The sequence below is a fragment of the Arthrobacter sp. TJ-236 genome, assembly GCF_058269235.1.
In genome coordinates this window covers 348,645-366,132 of record NZ_JBZCNI010000003.1, presented here as the reverse complement: position 1 = coordinate 366,132, position 17,488 = coordinate 348,645, and the positions used below count along the sequence as shown (strand labels likewise).

The following is a 17,488-nucleotide window of genomic DNA, read 5'->3' as shown; positions in this document are numbered from 1 at the left end:
GCGTAGGAGTCGGGCCCGGAGCGGCCCGGCGACAGCCTGCTCCCGGCGTTCGACGGCGCCGCCGGGACGATGCCCACCCCACCCGATGATCGGTTCCCCGTGCCTGTGACCTCTCCGCAGCTGACCACCACCGCTCCCTTCCCCTATCTGGGCCTGCTCTCCCTCGCCGGTGCCATCTTCGTCACCGTGACGAGCGAGTTCCTGCCCACGGGCCTTTTGCCCGCCATGGCACGCGACCTCGACGTGAGCATCTCCACGGCCGGCTATCTCGTGACCGTGTTCGCCGGCACCGTCGTGGTCGCCACCACTCCCCTGGCCGCCATCACCCAGCGGGTGTCGCGCAAGCGGCTCATCGTCATCGTGCTCGCGGTCATCGCCGTGGCCAATGTCCTCGCGGCCCTGGCGCCGTCCTACGGGGTGCTGGTGGGCGCGCGCATCCTCGGCGGCCTCGCGCACGGCCTGTTCTGGGCCGTGGTCGCCGCGTACGCCGCCCACCTCGTACCGCCGCACCAGCTCGGCAGGGCGGTCGCCATCACCGCGGGCGGTGGCACGGCCGCCTTCGTGGCCGGCGTCCCGGTCGGTACCGCGCTCGGCACCACTCTCGGGTGGCGCACCGCCTTCGCCGTCATCGGCGTCGTGGTGGCGCTGCTCGCCGTCGTGATCATCAAGTTCCTGCCGCCCGTCAACCACCGCGTGGAGCGCGCTGCCGGAGAGGTGCGCGTGCCCCTGCGACGCGACCCGAGCTTCAAGGCCGTCATGCTGCTCTGCGCCGTGATCCTCATCCTCCTGACCGGGCAGAACGCGTTCTACACGTACATCGCACCCTGGCTGACCGAGGTCTCCACGTTCGAGCCGGGCTCCGTGGCACTCGTCCTGTTCCTCTACGGCGGGGCCGGCATCATCGGACTCTTCGGGGCTGGGTACGCCGCCGACCGCTTCCCACGGAAGGCGTTCGTCGGCGTGGTTCTCGTGGTCATGGCCGCCGTCCTCGTGCTGGCCCTGGCCACCGGCAACCGGGCCGTGGTGCTCGCCGCCGTGATCGTCTGGGGAGCTGCCTTCGGCGGCATCCCGGCGCTGCTGCAGACACGCATGCTGCGTACGGCCTCGTTCCGCCTGCGCGACCTCTCCGCCGCTCTCCAGACGACGGCGTTCAACATCGGGATCGGCGGCGGCGCCCTCCTCGGAGGCCTGCTGCTGGAGGGCGTGGGCCTCGAGGTCCTGCCGGTCGTCATGGTCGCCCTGGTGGCACTCGGGCTGGGCCTGAGCCTCGCCACGGATACGGTCTCCGACCGTCGGGAACGCCACAGGCTGCACGCGGGCTGACCAGCCTGCGGGCGCGTGAGGAAGAAATTCCGTATTCAGGCTGACAGTCGTCCTCAGACGCCTGACCGCGCGGGAGGTCACTCGGCCGGGACGGCGATCTCTGCTGAACACTGCCGGTGACCCCCGCTCCATCACGGACCGGAGGGCACCGGCGTCCGGCCGCACGTGGCGGTCATCGCATCTCCCACTGCGGGGCAGAATGGGGCGATGCGCGCCGTCTGCTTCGACCAGTTCTCCGCCCTCGCCGAACTCCGTGAGGTGCCGGAGCCCACGGCCCCGCCGGGCGGCGTCGTCGTCCGCGTGGAGGCCACGGGCCTCTGCCGCAGCGACGTGCACGGCTGGCTCGGGCACGACGACGGCATCTCCCTCCCGCACGTACCCGGCCACGAACTCGTGGGCACCGTGGCGGCCGTGGGCGACGGCGTGCAGCGCTTCGCGGTCGGTGACCGCGTCACCACACCCTTCGTCTGCGCGTGCGGCCGCTGCCCGGAATGCCTCTCCGGCAACGGCCAGGTGTGCCGGAATCAGACGCAGCCCGGGTTCACGCACTGGGGCTCGTTCGCCGATCAGGTGGCGCTGCACGACGCCGACACCAACCTGATCCCCGTCCCCGCGTCCCTCGACGCCGGAGCCGCCGCCCTGCTCGGGTGCCGCTTCGCGACGTCCTACCGCGGGCTCGTGCACCACGCCCGGCTGCAGGCCGGCGAACACCTCGTGGTGGTGGGATGCGGCGGCGTGGGCCTGAGCGCCGTGATGATCGGCGTGGCGCTGGGCGCGGAAGTCACCGCGGTGGACATCGACGGCGACGCCCTGGCGCGCGCCGCGCGTGTGGGCGCGTCCACCACGATCGACTCCGCCGGGCTGTCCCGCTCGGACGTCCTGGCCGCACTCGGCGCGGCGGTTGCCGGAGGCTTCCATGTGTCCGTCGACGCCCTCGGTCGGGAGGAGACCGCCGCCGTCGGGATCCTCGCCCTCCGGCCCCGCGGGCGGCACGTCCAGATAGGACTGTTCCCCGCGGAACCCGTGATCCCCATGGGCGCCGTGATCGGCAGGGAGCTCTCGATCCTCGGCAGCCACGGCATGCCGGCCCGGGACTACCCGGGGCTCATGGACCTGGTGTCGGAGGGGCGGTTGCGGCCGCAGGACCTCGTGGAGCGGCGGATCCCGCTCGAGGAGGTGCCCGCGGCCATGCTCGCCATGGCGGACGACCGCACGGTGGGCGGCGTCACGGTGATCGACGTCGCCCCCGCCGGCTGACACCTACCGGTGGCGGGCGCCGCGTGGGGATACTGGGGCATGAACGAACCCTCGCCCGCCGTCGACACCCTCCTCGAGCGCTCGGATCACCCGCTCCGGGACGCCCTGATGTTCGTCCGCACGTCCATCCTGGCGCTGCCGCTCGTGATCGAGGAGCACGTGAAGTGGAGCGCACCGAGCTACGTGCACGAGGGCGAGGACCGCGTGACGTTCAACCTCCGCGCCACGGACGGCGTGCACCTCGTCCTCCACCGGGGCGCGCGGACGCGCGACGACGTCGACTCCTTCACCTTCGCCGACCCCTCGGGACTGCTGCGGAAGATCACCGCCGACCGCGGCACCGTCACCTTCACCGATCTGGCGGACGCCCGGGCGCGCCAGGCGCGTCTCGACGCGCTGCTGCTCGCCTGGTTCCAGGCCTGAGGCGCGAACAATGGACGCCATGAGCCCCGCGCCGAACACCGTGACCCTCCGCTTCCTCGCCTCCCCCACGGATCTCGGCCACAGCGGCACGGTGGACGCGGGAACGGTGCTCGAATGGGTGGACAAGGCCGCCTACGCCGCCGCCGTGGGGTGGGCCAAGACCTACTGCGTCACCGCCTACGTGGGCAACATCCACTTCGCGGACCCCGTGATGGTCGGCGATCTCGTGGAGGTGGAGGCCACGATCATCCACACCGGGACGTCCTCCATGCACATCCGGGCGCGCGTCTCCTCCGGTTCGGTGGCGTCCGGGTCGGTCACGGGCGACGACGGCGGCAGGCGGAGCGAGTGCCTCGTGATCTTCGTGGCGGTCGGCGAGGACGGCAGGCCCGTGCCGGTCCCCGCGTTCGAGCCGGGCACCGACGCCGAGCGGCTGGACAGCGAGCACGCGGTGGCTCGCGTGGACGTGCGGAAGCGGATCGTGGAGGAGATGCGCCGCCAGGAGTACACCGATGCCGGGACGGCCGAGCGGACGGTGCTGCGCTTCCTCGCGGCGCCGACGGACGTCAACTGGGGCGGCAAGGTGCACGGCGGCACGGTGATGGACTGGATCGACGAGGCGGCCTACGTCTGCTCCACGCGCTGGTGCGGCCGCGACACCGTGGCGGTGTTCTCCGGCGGGGTGCGGTTCCTGAAGGCACTGTGCATCGGGGACGTCGTCGAGGTGGAGGCCCGCCTCGTGTACACGGGGACCAAGGGCATGCACGTCGCGGTGCACGTCCGGTCCGGGAGCCCGAGGTCCCGCGAGATGGACCTGACCACCACGTGCCTGACCGTCATGGTGGCGCGCGACGACGAGGGCACCGCGGTGCCGGTGCCGGCATGGGAGCCGGTGTCCGCGGAGGACCGCCGGCTGCACGAGCACGCCCGCGAGCTGATGCGCATCCGCAGCCTGGCCCCCGGGGCGACCCTCCCCACGCACCTGCGGGACCGAGCGGCGAGCGGGAGCCGCTCCTGACGAGGAGCGCGGGTCCTGATCAGCCGATCGTCGCCGACCGGGCCGGGACGGTGAGCGTCTTGCCGTGGACCGTGACGGTCCTGTTGACGAGGGTCGTGTTGACTGCGACGACGGCACCCGACGACAGCTTCACAGCAGTGATGCCTGCGAGGTCCACGGGGTCCGCGGTGGCGTAGGCGCCGGACGTGACGGCGGCGGTCAGTGCCGTCACCTGCGTGTCGAGCGCGTTGACGGAGGCGGCGGTCACGTCCTCGAAGTGGGAGCCGTCGTCCCACGCGTTGTCCTGGCAGGTGGGCTCGGCCTGGGAGAGCGTGGCGGTCATGCTGCGCGCCGCCACGGTGCGGGCCTGCAGCAGGTGGCCGAGGGTCATCCGGTGATCGAGGGTCCTGCGGATCTTGCCGTACGCGGTGACGGTGAACTTGGTGCCGTACGTGTCGCGGAGGCAGGGCGCCGAGTACCCGATGTCCGTGCCCTGGCGGTAGGACGTCGTCGGCAACTCGCGCAGCGGCACGGAGTAATCGTGCTCCATCACCGGCATCCCTGCCGCGGTGATCGCACGGTGCGCCACCCTGGACTGCGAGAGGTCCACGGCGGGCAACGGACGCCCGGAACCACTGGCCACCACATGCTCCCGGAGCGCGAAGTCCACGCTCCTCGTGGCTGCGAGCTGCTTCGCGAGGTTCACCTGGTTGCTCCACGCCGGGTACACGCCGAGGTTGACGGCCACGGGCACGTTCCGGCCCATGGTGCGCGTGAGCGTGGCGTCGAAGCGCTGCACCGCGGCGATCAGCGCGCGGCCGTAGGCGTCGTCGTCCGCCCACGGGCCCCACTGACCCACGTCGACCATGTCCTGGCCGTGGGACGGCGACATCGAGGCGTCGTCGAGGAAGATGCCGTCGAAGCGCGCGGGAGCAGCGTTCGTGGTGCCGCGCTGGGCGTCGGTGCTGAGCATGGTGCGGGCCGTGGCCGCGCACGCGTCCGCGTAGGCGGGCGAGAGATCGGCGACGGTCAGGTAGGAGAAACCCGGATACCCGGCGAAGCCGTCGTCGGTGCGCGCCACCTTCGGGTTGGTCGTGGTGACGGCGAACTGGCGGCCCGCCGCCGTCGCGGTGTCCGCGCAGGAGTTCTGGAACACACCGTTCCAGGACTCGAAGTCCCGCATGGCGCCGATGTTCAGGTAGGCGAGGAAGGTGGTGCCGGGGTTGGCGGCCTTCATGTCGGAGAGCGTGCAATCCCCCGGGGCGTCCGTGGTCGCCATCATGGGATCCACGATCGCGACGGAGACCTTGCCCGTCAGCGCAGCCCCCGGGCAGAGCAGCTGGCCCTGCCGGTAGCCCTGCAGGTACGCGGGCAGCTTCTGCCCGGTACTCGACGTCAGGTCCGCCGCCTGCGCGGGGACGGCGAGGGCGAAGAGGGCGAGGACGGCAGCGAGTGCCATCGAAACGAAGGATGCCCCAGCGGCGATCGGTCTCATGCCCACAGCGTGGACCACGAGGGCGGCACCCGGATGCCGTGGGAGGCACATGGGGTAAATCCTGAGGAGAACCTCACACATGCGTCACTGTCGCAGGCGCAGGTCCTCTTGGCGTCAGGTGGCGCGGCGGTAGATTACGCCCCGGTGCGGGGGCAGAACCACGGACGACGGCGCAGGCGCCCCTGCGGCGTCGATCATCCCCGCTGGTATCTTCACCTTGCGGCGCCGTCGGCCGTCCTCGTTGAAGTTCACCGCTGCGAACCCGCCGTCGAACTCCCGCCACCAGGCGTGGTTCCTGCCCTTGGGCGCGGTGCGCGGCGCCCCGAGCTGCCAGTCGAGTTCGGGCGCGTGCTGCGTTCGGCTGTAGTCGTCGTGAGCGGTGGCTGCGTACGCGCCTCGTCCCTCGCCGAAGATCCAGAAGGCGGAGAGTCCGTAGGCGACGTTCGGGTGCTGGTCGTCACCATCGGTCGGGACGCGGAAGATCGACAGTCCAGGGCCTTTCGCCTGGTGCAGCTGGGCCTCGGCGGTCACCGGGTCGAAGAGGTTCACGGGGCTCCAGCCCAGCCACACCTCCTCGAACCCGCCACCGAAGGCCGCGTGCTCTTCCCACCGGCCGTCCTCGCGGCGCGACTCGGCGATGTTGGGGACGAGGATCTTCCCCTCGGCATTCAGGGCCGTGCCGGCCGAGCGGACGAGGTCACCGAGAGCAGCGCGCATCGCGGCCATGTCGGCGAGACCGTTCAGGGGCGGGCGCAAGCCGTAGTAGTCCTCGAAGACGTCGTTGTCGGCCATGACGCCGTCGAACGGAGAATCACGGAGCTCCTCGACCACGTTCTCGACCCACCGCCGCTGATACTCCGGGTTCCAGACCTGCAACTGCCAGTGCCCGGGATACCGCTCCCACTCGATGCGGCTGCCGTCGGGGCGCGTCGCGAACCAGGTGGCGCCGTCCCTCCCCCGACCACCGGCGTTCTCGGCCTCGCCGTGGGACACGCCGGAACTGAAGACGGGACCGGGCTCGTAGTCGCGCGCCGAGGAGAGGCACTTGTAGCAGAGCACCGTCATGTCCGGGCGGAGCCGCTTGAGCTCGATCGCCGCCTCGGTCTCCCAGGGCTGGAGGATCGCCGCGCGGTAGTGCTCGGCGGCGAAGGCGAGTTGCCCGGGCAGCAGCGGGTCCCCGTACCTGATCCAGGCACCCACTCCCGTCACGAGGTCGCCCGGGTCAGGTCCTCGAAGTCGCTGACGATGACTTCCTGGAGGTCGGCGATATCGCCCACGGTCCGGTAGATCTGGTTGTAGGAGGACATGATCTCGTGCATCTGGAAGAACTCCTGCACGCGCGTACGGGCGTTCTCGGCGTACCTGGCGTAGAGGGCTCGGTTCCCGATGACGGCGCGCACCCTGTCGGCCATCTGCTGGACGTCGCCCGCCACGACGAGTTCCCCGCAGGCACCCACCGTGCGTCCGTCGGTCGTGTAGAGGTCGTCCCCGATCAGCTGACGCATGCCGCCGACCTCGGTGCCGACGGTGGGAATGCCAGCTGCCATGGCCTCGAGCACCACGATCGGCTGACCCTCGTTGTAGCTCGGGAGCACGAGGAGATCGAACTGGTCGAGCATGTCGCGGACGTTCACGGTGCCGTGGATCGTCACGTGGTCCTGCAGGCCGAGGCTCTCGATCTTCGCGAGGCACGCCTCGTAGTACTCCGGCACGTGCTCCGTGGGGCCGAGGACGTCCAGGTGCAGGTTCGGAAATCCATGGCGGCGGAGCTCGTCCATGCTCGACAGCAGGTCGAGCAGCCCCTTGATCGGAACCAGCCGAGCGATGTAAACGAGCTTCCAGACGTGCTCGTCACCGCTCCTGGCGATGACCTCCCGTGCCGCCAACCGCGCCCGGTACTTCTCCTCGAACTCCTCGATGACCATGGCGTTCGGTACCACGACGGCCTTGTCGATGTCCGTTCCGAGGCGCGCGGCCTCGGTGATCGCGGTCGGGTAGAGGTAGGTGATGAGGGAGGCGCTCGGGTAGCAGAAGTGGCCCATCTCGGTCCACCAGGCCATCCACGCGCGCTGCTCCGCGGTGACGTCGAACGTCCGGTAGTCCTCCGAGGTGATGGAGAGCGCCATGTTCCGATCGAGCAGGGTGTTGACGGTGTCCCTCACGTAGAGGTTGTGCTCGGTGAGCAGGAAGGACGTGTCGTGATCGCGCGCCGCCGCCGCTCCGAGGAGGGCTGCATAGCCCGTGGTGTGCGCGTGGTAGACCCGGGCCTTCGGCATGGTGTCCCCGAGGATCGCGAAGGCCAGCGACAGGAAGTTGCGGAGCGTCCAGAACGAGTTCGCGAGCGAGAGGTCCAGCTGCGGCATCCGGACCGAGAGGGCCTCCATGAACTCGCGCGTTCCGAGCAGGGCCCAGAGCGGGTACTGACGGGTGCGCTCGTTGAAGCCCTCGTCGATGAGCTGCCACAGGGGCTCCACCTCGCGGTGCTCGGACAGCGCGTACAGGGCGTCGAACAGGCGATCGGCCAGCGCTGCGCGTTCGGCGGGGCTCATCCCGAGATCCTTGGCCGTGGCCGCCATGAAGTCGTGGCGGTGTTCCTGCATGCTCAGGTACACCGGGCGCACCCACACCACGTTGTCCGGCATGCCGTAGAGGTCCTCGTGGGGTGCATCCGAGTCCCAGGTGATGTGGATGATCCCGTAGGTGAGATCCGGATTGTGGGTCACGATGTCATGCACCACCGCCGAGACGCCGCCCTTCAGGTACGGGTAGGTCGACTCCATGACGATCGCGACGTCGACGTCCTCGTACTGGGCCTGCGCGGCGGCGAGTGCCTTCGGAACGGGCCCGGCCGTCTGCGCGAGAGCAGCTCGGCGGGCCTTCGATGATGTGAAGCCGTACATGGTGCTTCCTTCGCGGAGAGAGTCGAGCGGTGTGAGGGCGTGCAGCAGGTGGGGCAGGGCTACCAGGAGGTGGCGTGACGCCAGAACAGGGTGTACTCCGGTTGCGTCCAGTGGCGTTTGTAGAGCGACCACGCGAGACCCACCAGCAGGAGGTCCGCGACGACGAGCGCGGAGTATGCGAGTGCCGCACCGCCGGCGCTCTGCGCCGCGTCGGCCCACAGGAAGGTCGCTACGCAGAGGGCGAGGTGAACGCCACCGAGGAGCTGCGGGACGATCTTCTCGCCGATGTAGTCGAGCTCGTAGCTGAGCAGCGTGAGGATCATGAAGGCCCAGGACGCCACGCCCACCGCGACGGACAGCAGGACGTTGACGGGCGCCAGCCCCTCGAGGAGCAGTGCGATGACGAGGGTGAGCACCATGCCGACGGCGCCGGTGCTGAGGACGGCGCGGTCCACGGTGCGGCTGAGCCGCTTCGACTGCGTGGCCAACACGGTGAGCGGGTCCTCCGCGATGGTGCGGTGCAGCGATGCGACGGCTGCGTCCACGCGGGGGGCGAGGTTCACGAAGTAGTAGTTGTAGGCGATCACCGCGGGGAGCATCGCCAGGAACACGACCACCACCTGGAAGTCTCCGTCCGTGATGAGGAACAGCACGAACTTGTCGGCCCAGAGGACGGCGCCGAGGAGGAGCCCCCGCACGAGGTCGGTCGAGAAGTCGCGAGCACCGAGGCGTCGGGTGAAGCTGACGGCGGCCAGCCCTCGGCCCATCGCGACGATCTGCGTGAGAGCACCGAGCAGGGGCGGGAGCCACCACAGCGTCGGAGCGGTGAAGAGTGCAACCGCGTAGGCCAGCCACGCGAGGGCCCACAACCCCCTGCGGTCGCCGACATTGGCGAGCACGAGGGACTGCACGAACAGCAGGTGGAGTGCGCACAGTGCGGCGTAGGTGGCCAGCGCCGTCAGGGACCACTGGGTGGCGAGCCACAACGGCACGGCGAACACGATCACGAGAGGGAGTGCCTGGACGAACATGGCAGGCCACGTGGTGCAGAACCGGCGCGTGATCGCCGTCATGTTGCGCTCCGCCATCAGGTCACCGATGGCCCGGTAGGCGGGCAGGCACGCGGCCTGCGCGAGCCAGGGGACGGTGATCGACGAGGCGAGCACGATCAGCGTGAGCTGCACGCCGCCCACGTTCACCGCCGCCATGGCAGGGCTGACCATCGGGTACACGAGGTTCAACAGGATGACGGGCGAGAGATAGAGCAGGAGCCCGGCCCCGGGCCTCCCTTCGCCCTGAGCTACGCGCTCCCCGCTTCCACGCGACGTCCAGGGCCGCGAGGCCAGCAGGACGCCGACCATGAGCAGCACCGCACCGAGCGCCAGCAGGGTGAAGGACCAGCCGGTCGGCAGGATCGAGTCGGCGGAGGGGACGAGCGCCGTGAGGATCAGCGCCAGAACGATGATGATGGCGCGGTGGCGCGTGAAGGAGTCGTGGAAGAGCGAGGCGAACGAGGTCATGGGGTTCCCTGGCCGATCGTGCCTTTGCAGGACCTCGGCGTGCGTGAGATGTGACGGAGAGAGTGCGTCGACCCTGACGCGAAGGGGTGGGCTCTCTTCAGTCGGTTTCCGACGGAAGGGCAGTGTTGCTCCAGCGCCGGTATCGCCAGCGAGGACCGTCATCAAACTAACGGGCGCCGTCGCGCCTGCACACGAGTAGCAGACACCTACGAAAGCCGATCGTGTTCATCGCACGTTCACGCGACTACTCGGGTGCCCGCTCGCCCTACTCGGCCGATCGCCTCCGTTCCGCGCGCTTTCGCGCAATGGCGCGGACGGTGAAGGGCGGATGCTCGAAGGTGATGTGACAAAGACCATAGGAGGGCAGGGTGAGAACCAGGCCACCCTCGGCCTCACCTGCCAGGACATCACCGGATGACCGGAAGCACGACGTGCCGACGTGCCGTCGTGACGTCGTGACGTCGTCGATCCTTGGGTCGCGGTTCCTGCTCAGAAACCGAAGGGCTGCGGCTTCCCGTACAGGTACCCCTGGCCCTCGTCGCAGCCCAGGCCGTGGAGGATGAGCGCCTGGGTCTCGGACTCGATCCCCTCGGCGATCACGGTGAGGCCGAGCGAGTGGGCGAGGCTGATGACGGCCGTGACCACCGCGAAGGACTCGCGGCGGCGCGCCGGACTGTCCAGGCCCGCCACGAAGGAGGCATCGATCTTCACGGTGTCCACGGGGAACTGGCCGATGTAGGAGAGCGACGAGTAGCCGGTCCCGAAGTCGTCGATGGCGAGCTGGACCCCGAGGGAACGCAGCAGGGCGAGGTTCGAGTGCGCGCGGGAGAGGTTGGTCATCAGCACGCTCTCGGTGATCTCGATGCCGATCGAGGACCCGCGGAGGCCGTGGCGCCCCAGGGCCTCCTCGACATCGGCCACGAACGCGCCGTCGTCGAGCTCGGTGGCCGAGACGTTGAGCCAGATCACGGGCGCCTCCGCGGCATCGCCCGCCCTGCGGGCAGGGGGCGCCATACGGGCGGCCTGCAGGGCGAGGACCTCCTCCAGCACCCACCGGCCGAGCTCCCGCATGAGGCCGGCGTCCTCGGCCAGGGGGATGAACTCGACGGGCATGAGCAGACCGTGCACAGGGTGCTCCCACCGGACGAGGGCCTCCTGCGCCACCGTGGCGCCGGTCGTCAGGTCGATCTGCGGCTGGAAGTGCAGGCGTAGCTCGTCGCCCCCGATGGCGCCCGCGAGGTCCGCCGCGAGGAGGAGACGCCTGCGGTTGCTCCGCGCGTTGGCCTGGTCGTACACGGAGTACTGGTCCTTGCCCGAGTTCTTCGCCGCGTACATGGCGTCGTCGCTGTCGCGCAGCAACTGCTCGCCGTCCACCTGCCCGCGGGAGGAGAGCGCGATGCCCACGGAGATCGTGACGACGATGGAGGCCCCGTTGATCATGATCGGATCGGCGAGCACGGTCCGGAGGTCCGACGCCGTCTGCTCTGCCTGCTCCTGGCCCGCCGAAGCGCAGAGGATCACGAGCTCGTCACCGCCGAGCCGGCCCACGGTGTCCGTGGGCCTCAGCACCGACTGCACGCGCTGCGCGACCGTGGTGAGCACCAGGTCGCCGATGTGATGACCGTAGGTGTCGTTGATGGTCTTGAACCGGTCGATGTCGCAGAACAGGACGGCCACGTGCCCGCCGTCCGTGCGGTCGGCGCTGAGCGCACGGTTCAGCCGGTCCATGAAGAGCGCCCTGTTGGGCAGCCCCGTCAGCGGGTCGTGGAGCGCCTGGTGCTGCAGCCTCGATTCGAGGACCTGGCGTTCGGTGATGTTCTCAATGTGGTCGATGAGCAGGGTCGGCCGGCCCTCGGCGTCCCGGACCACGGACGAGGAGTGGAGGATCCCCACCACCGAGCCGTCGGCGTGGAGGAAGCGCGTCTCGTGACGCAGCCTGTCGTGGTCGCCGTGCGTCAGGGCGAGGCGGTGGCGCTCCGCGTGCTGGGTGTCGTCGGGGTGCGTCACGTCCTGCACGCAGAGGGTGAGCAACTCCGCCGCGGGGTGCCCGAGGAGATCGGAGAGCGCGGCGTTGACCTGGATGAAGCCGCCGGACAGATCCGTGATGGCCATGCCGATCGGGGCGTCGTCGAACGCGCTCCGGAAGCGGCCGTTGACCTCCTCGAGCGCCGCCTGGACCCGGCGGTGCTCCGTCACGTCGGCGCAGGCGACGCCGATGCTCCCGGCGGCGAGTCCTTCGAGGTCGACGGCCGTGAGTTCCAGCCACCGCCAGGTACCGTCGGCCGCACTCACGCGCGCCGTCGCCGCTGCCCGCGCGCCGAGGCATCGGTGCTCGGTGTCGCGCAGGAGCTCCCGCACGGCGCCGCGCTCGTCCGGGTGCACGAGCGCGGTGAAGTCCGATCCGCGGAGCGCTTCGGGGTCGTGGCCGAGGACGCGCTCGGAGGCCGCACTGACCGCGGTGACACAGCCGGCGTCGTCGATCACCAGCAGCAGGTCGGACGTGCTGTCGAGCATCGAGCGCAGCGCGATCTCGCGGTGCCGCCGCACCGTGATGTCTCGCTGGATCGCGATCCAGTGGGTGAAGATGCCGTCGTCGTTCCTCAGCGGGGTGATGTTGAGCTGGACCCAGAACTCGACGCCGTCCTTGCGGACGTTGAGAAGTTCCACCTCCACGGGAGCCCAGGTCTCGAGCGCCGCGCGTAGGCGGTCGAGCTCGGCGCGGTCCGTGTCCGGGGACTGCATGAGCCGGGGGGTGCGGCCCACGATCTCGTGCGGTTCGTACCCCGTCATTCTCGTGAACGCCGGATTCACGTAGATGACCCGAGGCCCACCGTCCTCCGCGTCGATCGGCTCGGCCTCGGTGACGAGCACGACGTCGTTGGCGTGCACCACGACTGCTTCGAACAGCGACAGTCCGCCCGCCGTCAGGTCCGCACCCGGTCGGCCGTCCGTCATGTCGTCGGTCTCGCTTGTCATCTGGTGCGGCTCCCTACCCGTCCGGGCAGCGGCAGGGCACACCAGCTGTCGCTACACCGCCGCCCCTGCATCACCGCCGTGCGGAGGGCTTGCGCCCTCCCGCGCCACGAGGCCGGTCCTCCGCCCCCGTAGGCGAAGGATATTCCTGCGTCGACCTGCGTGGGGGAAAATTTCCCGGTGATACCTTTTCTGCCGCGCGCACGCCGCACGGACGGGGCATGATGAGGGGCGGACAGGACGAACGGGAGATCATGCATGGCATCCGTGGTGGTGACGGACGCGGAGGACCTCCGCGCGCTCCTGCCCCGCGCCGTCGACGGCGGACGCGTGATGCTGGGCATCGTGGGTGCACCCGGCGCCGGTAAGTCCACCGTGGCAACGGCGATCGCGGCCCTCGATCCGGCCGAGCACGCGATCGTCCCGATGGACGGCTTCCACCTGGCCGACCAGGCCCTCCGCGGGCTGGGACTGCTGGACCGGAAGGGCGCTCCGGAGACCTTCGACGCCCACGGCTACGCGGCCCTCCTCGCGCGGCTCCGTGCCCGCCCGGCGGAAACGGTGTACGTGCCGGCCTTCGAGCGGGACCTCGAACAGCCGCTCGCCGGCGCGCTGCCGGTGCCGCCGTCGTCGTCCCTGCTCGTCACGGAGGGCAACTACCTCCTGCTCGAGGCCCCGGGGTGGAGGGACGCGGCGGCACTGCTCGACGAGGTGTGGTTCGTGGACGTGGACCCCGCCGAGCGGCGGAAACGGCTCGTGGCGCGGCACGTGCTGTTCGGCAAGACGCCCGAGGCCGCCGAGGCATGGGTGCAGCGCGTCGACGAGCCGAACGCGGAACTCATCGGCGCCACGCGGCAGCGGGCGGACCGGCACCTCGACCTCTCCGGCTGGCACCTCACCTGACGTGCGGTACGCCGGATGAGAACCTTCTCATGCGGCCCTCACCTTCGGCTCATGGAGCGCTGTCTGAATAGGGGAACACCATTTCCCCGTCCCACAGGCAAGAAGGCGAACACCGATGGCACGCTCACAGCCCGCAGAACTCAGAGTGGTCCTCTACTCCCATGATTCCCAGGGACTCGGGCATACGCGCCGCAACCTCGCCCTCGCGCACGCCCTCTCCGCGGGTCAGCCGGCGGGCCGGAAGGTCACGGGCCTCCTCGTCACGGGCGAGTCCTCCGCCACGCGCTTCGACGTCCCGAACGGCTGGGACTGGGTGGTGCTCCCCGGCATCCGCAAGGGCGACGGCGGCTACCGGCCCCGCCACCTCTCGATCGGCCAGGACAGCCTCATCAGCCTGCGGACCGACATGATCGACGCGGTGCTCGCCCACTTCCGGCCGCATCTGGTGGTGGTGGACCGGCACGCCTTCGGGGTGGACGGCGAACTCCGGCAGGCCCTCGGGAACCTCCGCCGCGACCGCCCGTCCTGCAAGGTGGTGCTCGGCCTGCGCGAGGTGCTGGACAGCCCGCACGTGGTGAAGCAGGAGTGGAAGAAGCTCGGCGACCTGGGCGCTGTCGCAGCCGCCTTCGACCAGCTCTGGGTGTACGGGGACCCTGCCATCCACGACCCCCTGCAGACCGGGGAGATCCCGAAGGCACTGGCCCCGCTCATCCGCTACACCGGCTACCTCGCCGCGGGCCGGGTCTCGGGTGCACCCTCCACGCCCGTCACGAAGCCCTACCTCCTGACGATGGCCGGCGGTGGCTCGGACGGACTGGCCCTCGTGCTCGCCGCGGCGAGGGCCGAGATGCCCGCGGGCTACGAGCACCTGGTGATCACCGGCCCGCAGATGCCGAAGGAGCACCGCCGCCTCGTGGAGCATGCCGCCCGGCCCGGTACGCGGGTCGTGGCGAAGGTGCGCGACGCCCTCGCCGAGATCGAGGGCGCAGCGGCCATCATCTCGATGGGCGGCTACAACTCGGTGAGCGAGATCATGACCACCAGCACTCCGGCCCTCGTGGTACCGCGGATCGAACCGCGCCTGGAACAGCTGATCCGCGCCGAGGCGCTCGCCCGCCACGAGATCGTGGACGTGTGCCATCCGGACCGCGTCTCCCCCGAGGTGATCGCCGGCTGGTTCCGGCACGCGGCGGGCACCCGGGTGGACCGCTCCGGCGTCGACCTCGCGGGCCTCGCGGCCGTGGCACCTCTCGCGGCCGATCTCCTCGCCACCGACGTGCCGAGCGAGCAGTGGGGGTCCGCCCGTGTTGCAGGCTGAGCGTGGCCCGAGGCTCGACGCCCGCACGGCGTACGTGCTGAAGATGTACCCGCGCTTCTCCGAGACGTTCATCGTCACCGAGATCCTGGCGCGGGAGGCGCAGGGCGAGGACCTCCGCCTCTTCTCGCTGCGACCGCCCGTGGACCCGCGCTTCCACCCGGAGCTCGCGAGGGTGCGCGCCGGCGTCACCTACGTCCCCAAGCCGGGCAAGATCCTCGAGGCGTGGGGCCTCCTCGGCGAGGGCCACGCCGTCGTTCCCGGGTTCACGGAACGTCTCGTGCGGGCCCTTCCGGACCTGCTGCCCATGGACCCGGTGGAGGTCCATCAGGGGGTTGCCCTGGCCGCCGAGTTCGTGCGCCAGGGCATCACGCACGCCCACGCGCATTTCGGCACCATGTCCGCGCGCGTCACGGCCATCGCCAGCGACCTCGCGGACATCCCGTTCTCCTTCACGGCACACGCCAAGGACATCTTCCACGAGGAGGTGGACACCACCGTGCTCCTGGACCTGATGCGCCGCGCGCACCACGTGGTCACGGTCAGCGACTTCAACGAGCGCTTCCTGCAGCGCCTCGCCGGCGGCGCGGACCTTCCCGTGCACCGCGTCTACAACGGGCTGGAACTCGCACGCTTCCCCTACCGCGATCCGGCGCGGCGCGCTGACGTGCTCCGCGTCTGCGCGGTGGGCCGGCTCGTGGAGAAGAAGGGCTTCCCGCTGCTGCTCACGGCGGCCGCGCAGCTGAAGGCCGACGGCGTGGCGCTCGACGTGCGGATCGCCGGCGGCGGGCCCCTGTACGAGGAGCTCCTCGGGCTGGTGCACGCGCTGGGCCTCGAACAGGACGTCACCCTCCTCGGACCACGGACGCAGGCCGAGGTGGTGGAGCTGCTGCGCTGGGCGGACGTCTTCGTGGCTCCGTGCGTGGTGGCCGCGGACGGCAACATGGACGGGCTGCCCACCGTGCTCCTCGAGGCGATGGCCACGGGCGTGCCGTGCATCGCCAGCGACGTCACGGGCATCCCGGAGCTCCTCGGCGCCGCGGACGGTCCGGCCACGGGCATCCTCACGCGCGCCGGCAGCACGGCCGATCTCGTGGAGGCCCTCGCCCACTGCGCCGCGAGCGATCTCACGTCGATGGCGCGGGCCGCGCGCCGCCTCATCGAGGAGCACTTCGACGCCACCGTGCAGGCGCGGCGCCTGCTCCACCTGCAGGATCCCCACGCCGCCGTGGCACCCCGACTGGAGGTGGCGTCATGACGCACATCGCCTACGTCTGCGTGGATCCGGGGATCCCCGTCTTCGGCACGAAGGGCGCCTCGGTCCACGTCCAGGAGATCGTGCGCAGCTGGCTCGCGCGCGGCGCGGACGTCACGATCTACTGCACGCGCGCCGGCGACGCCGTGCCGGGCGACCTCGCGGGGGTGCGCGTGGTCACCCATCCCATCCCGAAGGGCACCGGCGCCCAGCGCGAGCGGGCGCAGGCGGAGGCCGCGGCGGCACTGGCCGCCGAAGCCGTGCACGACGGCGTCACCGCGGTCTACGAGCGCTACTCGCTGTTCAGCGACGCACTGGCCCGCATCACCGCGGCACTCTCCGTGCCGGGCTACCTCGAGGTCAACGCACCCCTGATCGACGAGCAGCGCACGCACCGCGTGCTCCACGACGAGGAGGCGGCGCTCCAGGCACTGAAGGTCCAGCTGCAGGCGGCGACGACGGTGGCGTGCGTGTCCGAACCGGTCAGCGCCTGGGTGGCCGGCCACGCCCCCTCGGGCTCACGCGAGGCCGTTCGCACGGTGCCGAACGGCGTCAACCTGCAGCGGATCGTCCCCTCGCCGGAGGCGGACGGCACGCCCGTCGTCGTCTTCGTCGGCACCCTGAAACCGTGGCACGGCGTGAGCGACCTGATCCGCGCGAGAGCGCTCTCCGACGGGTCCTGGGACCTGCGGATCGTGGGCGACGGCCCCGAGGCCGCATCCCTGCGGAGCCTCGCGGCGTCACTCGGGGTGGACGTCGAGTTCACCGGCGCCGTGGCTCCCGAGGACATGCCGGGCATGCTCGCCGGCTGCGCCATCGCCGCCGCCCCGTACCCCGGCACCGCCCGCGAGGAGGACCAGTACTTCTCACCCCTGAAGATCTACGAGTACTGCGCCGCCGGGCTGCCGGTGGTGGCGTCGGCCGTGGGGCAGATCCCGGCCATCATCGACCACGGCGTCACGGGGCTCCTCGTCGAGCCCTCCGACCCTGCAGCACTGGCCGGCGCGCTGACCGGACTGGCGTCCGCGCCGATCGCCCGGCAGGCCATGTCCCGTGCCGGTCGCCTCATGGCGGAGAATCACAGCTGGGACGCCGCGCTCGGCGCGATCGTGGACGGTACGCCGTGA

13 protein-coding genes are annotated in these 17,488 nt (G+C 70.6%); 8 read left to right on the top strand and 5 right to left on the bottom strand.

What is annotated here, in order from left to right:
• Positions 1–105: 105 nt before the first annotated feature.
• The 4 genes from AC4D16_RS13915 to AC4D16_RS13900 all read left to right on the top strand — a co-directional run bounded on the left by AC4D16_RS13915 (position 106) and on the right by AC4D16_RS13900 (position 4,021).
• The gene (locus AC4D16_RS13915) at positions 106–1,323 is read left to right on the top strand and encodes an MFS transporter (protein ID WP_490955402.1); all 1,218 of its coding nucleotides are present in this window, start codon (positions 106–108) and stop codon (positions 1,321–1,323) included.
• Between the two features lie 207 nt (positions 1,324–1,530).
• Positions 1,531–2,580 carry an alcohol dehydrogenase catalytic domain-containing protein gene (locus tag AC4D16_RS13910; RefSeq protein ID WP_490955401.1) on the top strand — a complete coding sequence of 350 codons (1,050 nt, stop codon included), beginning with the start codon at positions 1,531–1,533 and terminating at the stop codon, positions 2,578–2,580.
• Between the two features lie 39 nt (positions 2,581–2,619).
• Positions 2,620–3,003, top strand: a complete 384-nt coding sequence (locus AC4D16_RS13905) for a DUF1801 domain-containing protein (protein ID WP_490949647.1) — start codon at positions 2,620–2,622, stop codon at positions 3,001–3,003.
• Between the two features lie 19 nt (positions 3,004–3,022).
• Positions 3,023–4,021 (top strand): acyl-CoA thioesterase, encoded by a 999-nt coding sequence (locus tag AC4D16_RS13900; protein WP_490955400.1) that lies wholly within the window; start codon positions 3,023–3,025, stop codon positions 4,019–4,021.
• A 19-nt stretch (positions 4,022–4,040) separates the two neighbouring features.
• Here AC4D16_RS13900 and AC4D16_RS13895 read toward each other — a convergent pair whose 3' ends face one another.
• From AC4D16_RS13895 to AC4D16_RS13875, 5 genes are all read right to left on the bottom strand, one after another.
• On the bottom strand, positions 4,041–5,459 hold the full coding sequence (locus AC4D16_RS13895; protein WP_490955399.1) for a hypothetical protein: 1,419 nt from the start codon (positions 5,457–5,459) through the stop codon (positions 4,041–4,043).
• Positions 5,460–5,609: 150 nt separating this feature from the next.
• A complete protein-coding gene (locus AC4D16_RS13890; RefSeq protein ID WP_490949650.1) occupies positions 5,610–6,704 on the bottom strand; it encodes a putative glycoside hydrolase in 1,095 nt (364 codons plus the stop codon).
• Positions 6,701–8,395 carry a GT4 family glycosyltransferase PelF gene (pelF, locus tag AC4D16_RS13885; RefSeq protein WP_490955398.1) on the bottom strand — a complete coding sequence of 565 codons (1,695 nt, stop codon included), beginning with the start codon at positions 8,393–8,395 and terminating at the stop codon, positions 6,701–6,703. Before pelF ends, AC4D16_RS13890 begins: the two co-directional genes overlap by 4 nt.
• A 59-nt stretch (positions 8,396–8,454) precedes the next feature.
• The gene (locus AC4D16_RS13880; RefSeq protein ID WP_490949652.1) at positions 8,455–9,915 is read right to left on the bottom strand and encodes a hypothetical protein; all 1,461 of its coding nucleotides are present in this window, start codon (positions 9,913–9,915) and stop codon (positions 8,455–8,457) included.
• Positions 9,916–10,404: 489 nt separating this feature from the next.
• Entirely contained in the window at positions 10,405–12,891 is a 2,487-nt protein-coding gene (locus tag AC4D16_RS13875) for a sensor domain-containing protein (RefSeq protein WP_490955397.1), read from the bottom strand.
• Between the two features lie 255 nt (positions 12,892–13,146).
• Here AC4D16_RS13875 and AC4D16_RS13870 point away from each other — a divergent pair, with 255 nt between their 5' ends.
• The 4 genes from AC4D16_RS13870 (at position 13,147) to AC4D16_RS13855 (ending at position 17,488) form a co-directional block, all read left to right on the top strand.
• Entirely contained in the window at positions 13,147–13,791 is a 645-nt protein-coding gene (locus AC4D16_RS13870) for a nucleoside/nucleotide kinase family protein (RefSeq protein WP_490949654.1), read from the top strand.
• A 115-nt stretch (positions 13,792–13,906) separates the two neighbouring features.
• Positions 13,907–15,109 (top strand): glycosyltransferase family protein, encoded by a 1,203-nt coding sequence (locus AC4D16_RS13865; protein WP_490955396.1) that lies wholly within the window; start codon positions 13,907–13,909, stop codon positions 15,107–15,109.
• The gene (locus tag AC4D16_RS13860) at positions 15,096–16,364 is read left to right on the top strand and encodes a glycosyltransferase (protein ID WP_490955395.1); all 1,269 of its coding nucleotides are present in this window, start codon (positions 15,096–15,098) and stop codon (positions 16,362–16,364) included. Before AC4D16_RS13865 ends, AC4D16_RS13860 begins: the two co-directional genes overlap by 14 nt.
• Positions 16,361–17,488 carry a glycosyltransferase family 4 protein gene (locus tag AC4D16_RS13855; protein WP_490955394.1) on the top strand — a complete coding sequence of 376 codons (1,128 nt, stop codon included), beginning with the start codon at positions 16,361–16,363 and terminating at the stop codon, positions 17,486–17,488. Before AC4D16_RS13860 ends, AC4D16_RS13855 begins: the two co-directional genes overlap by 4 nt.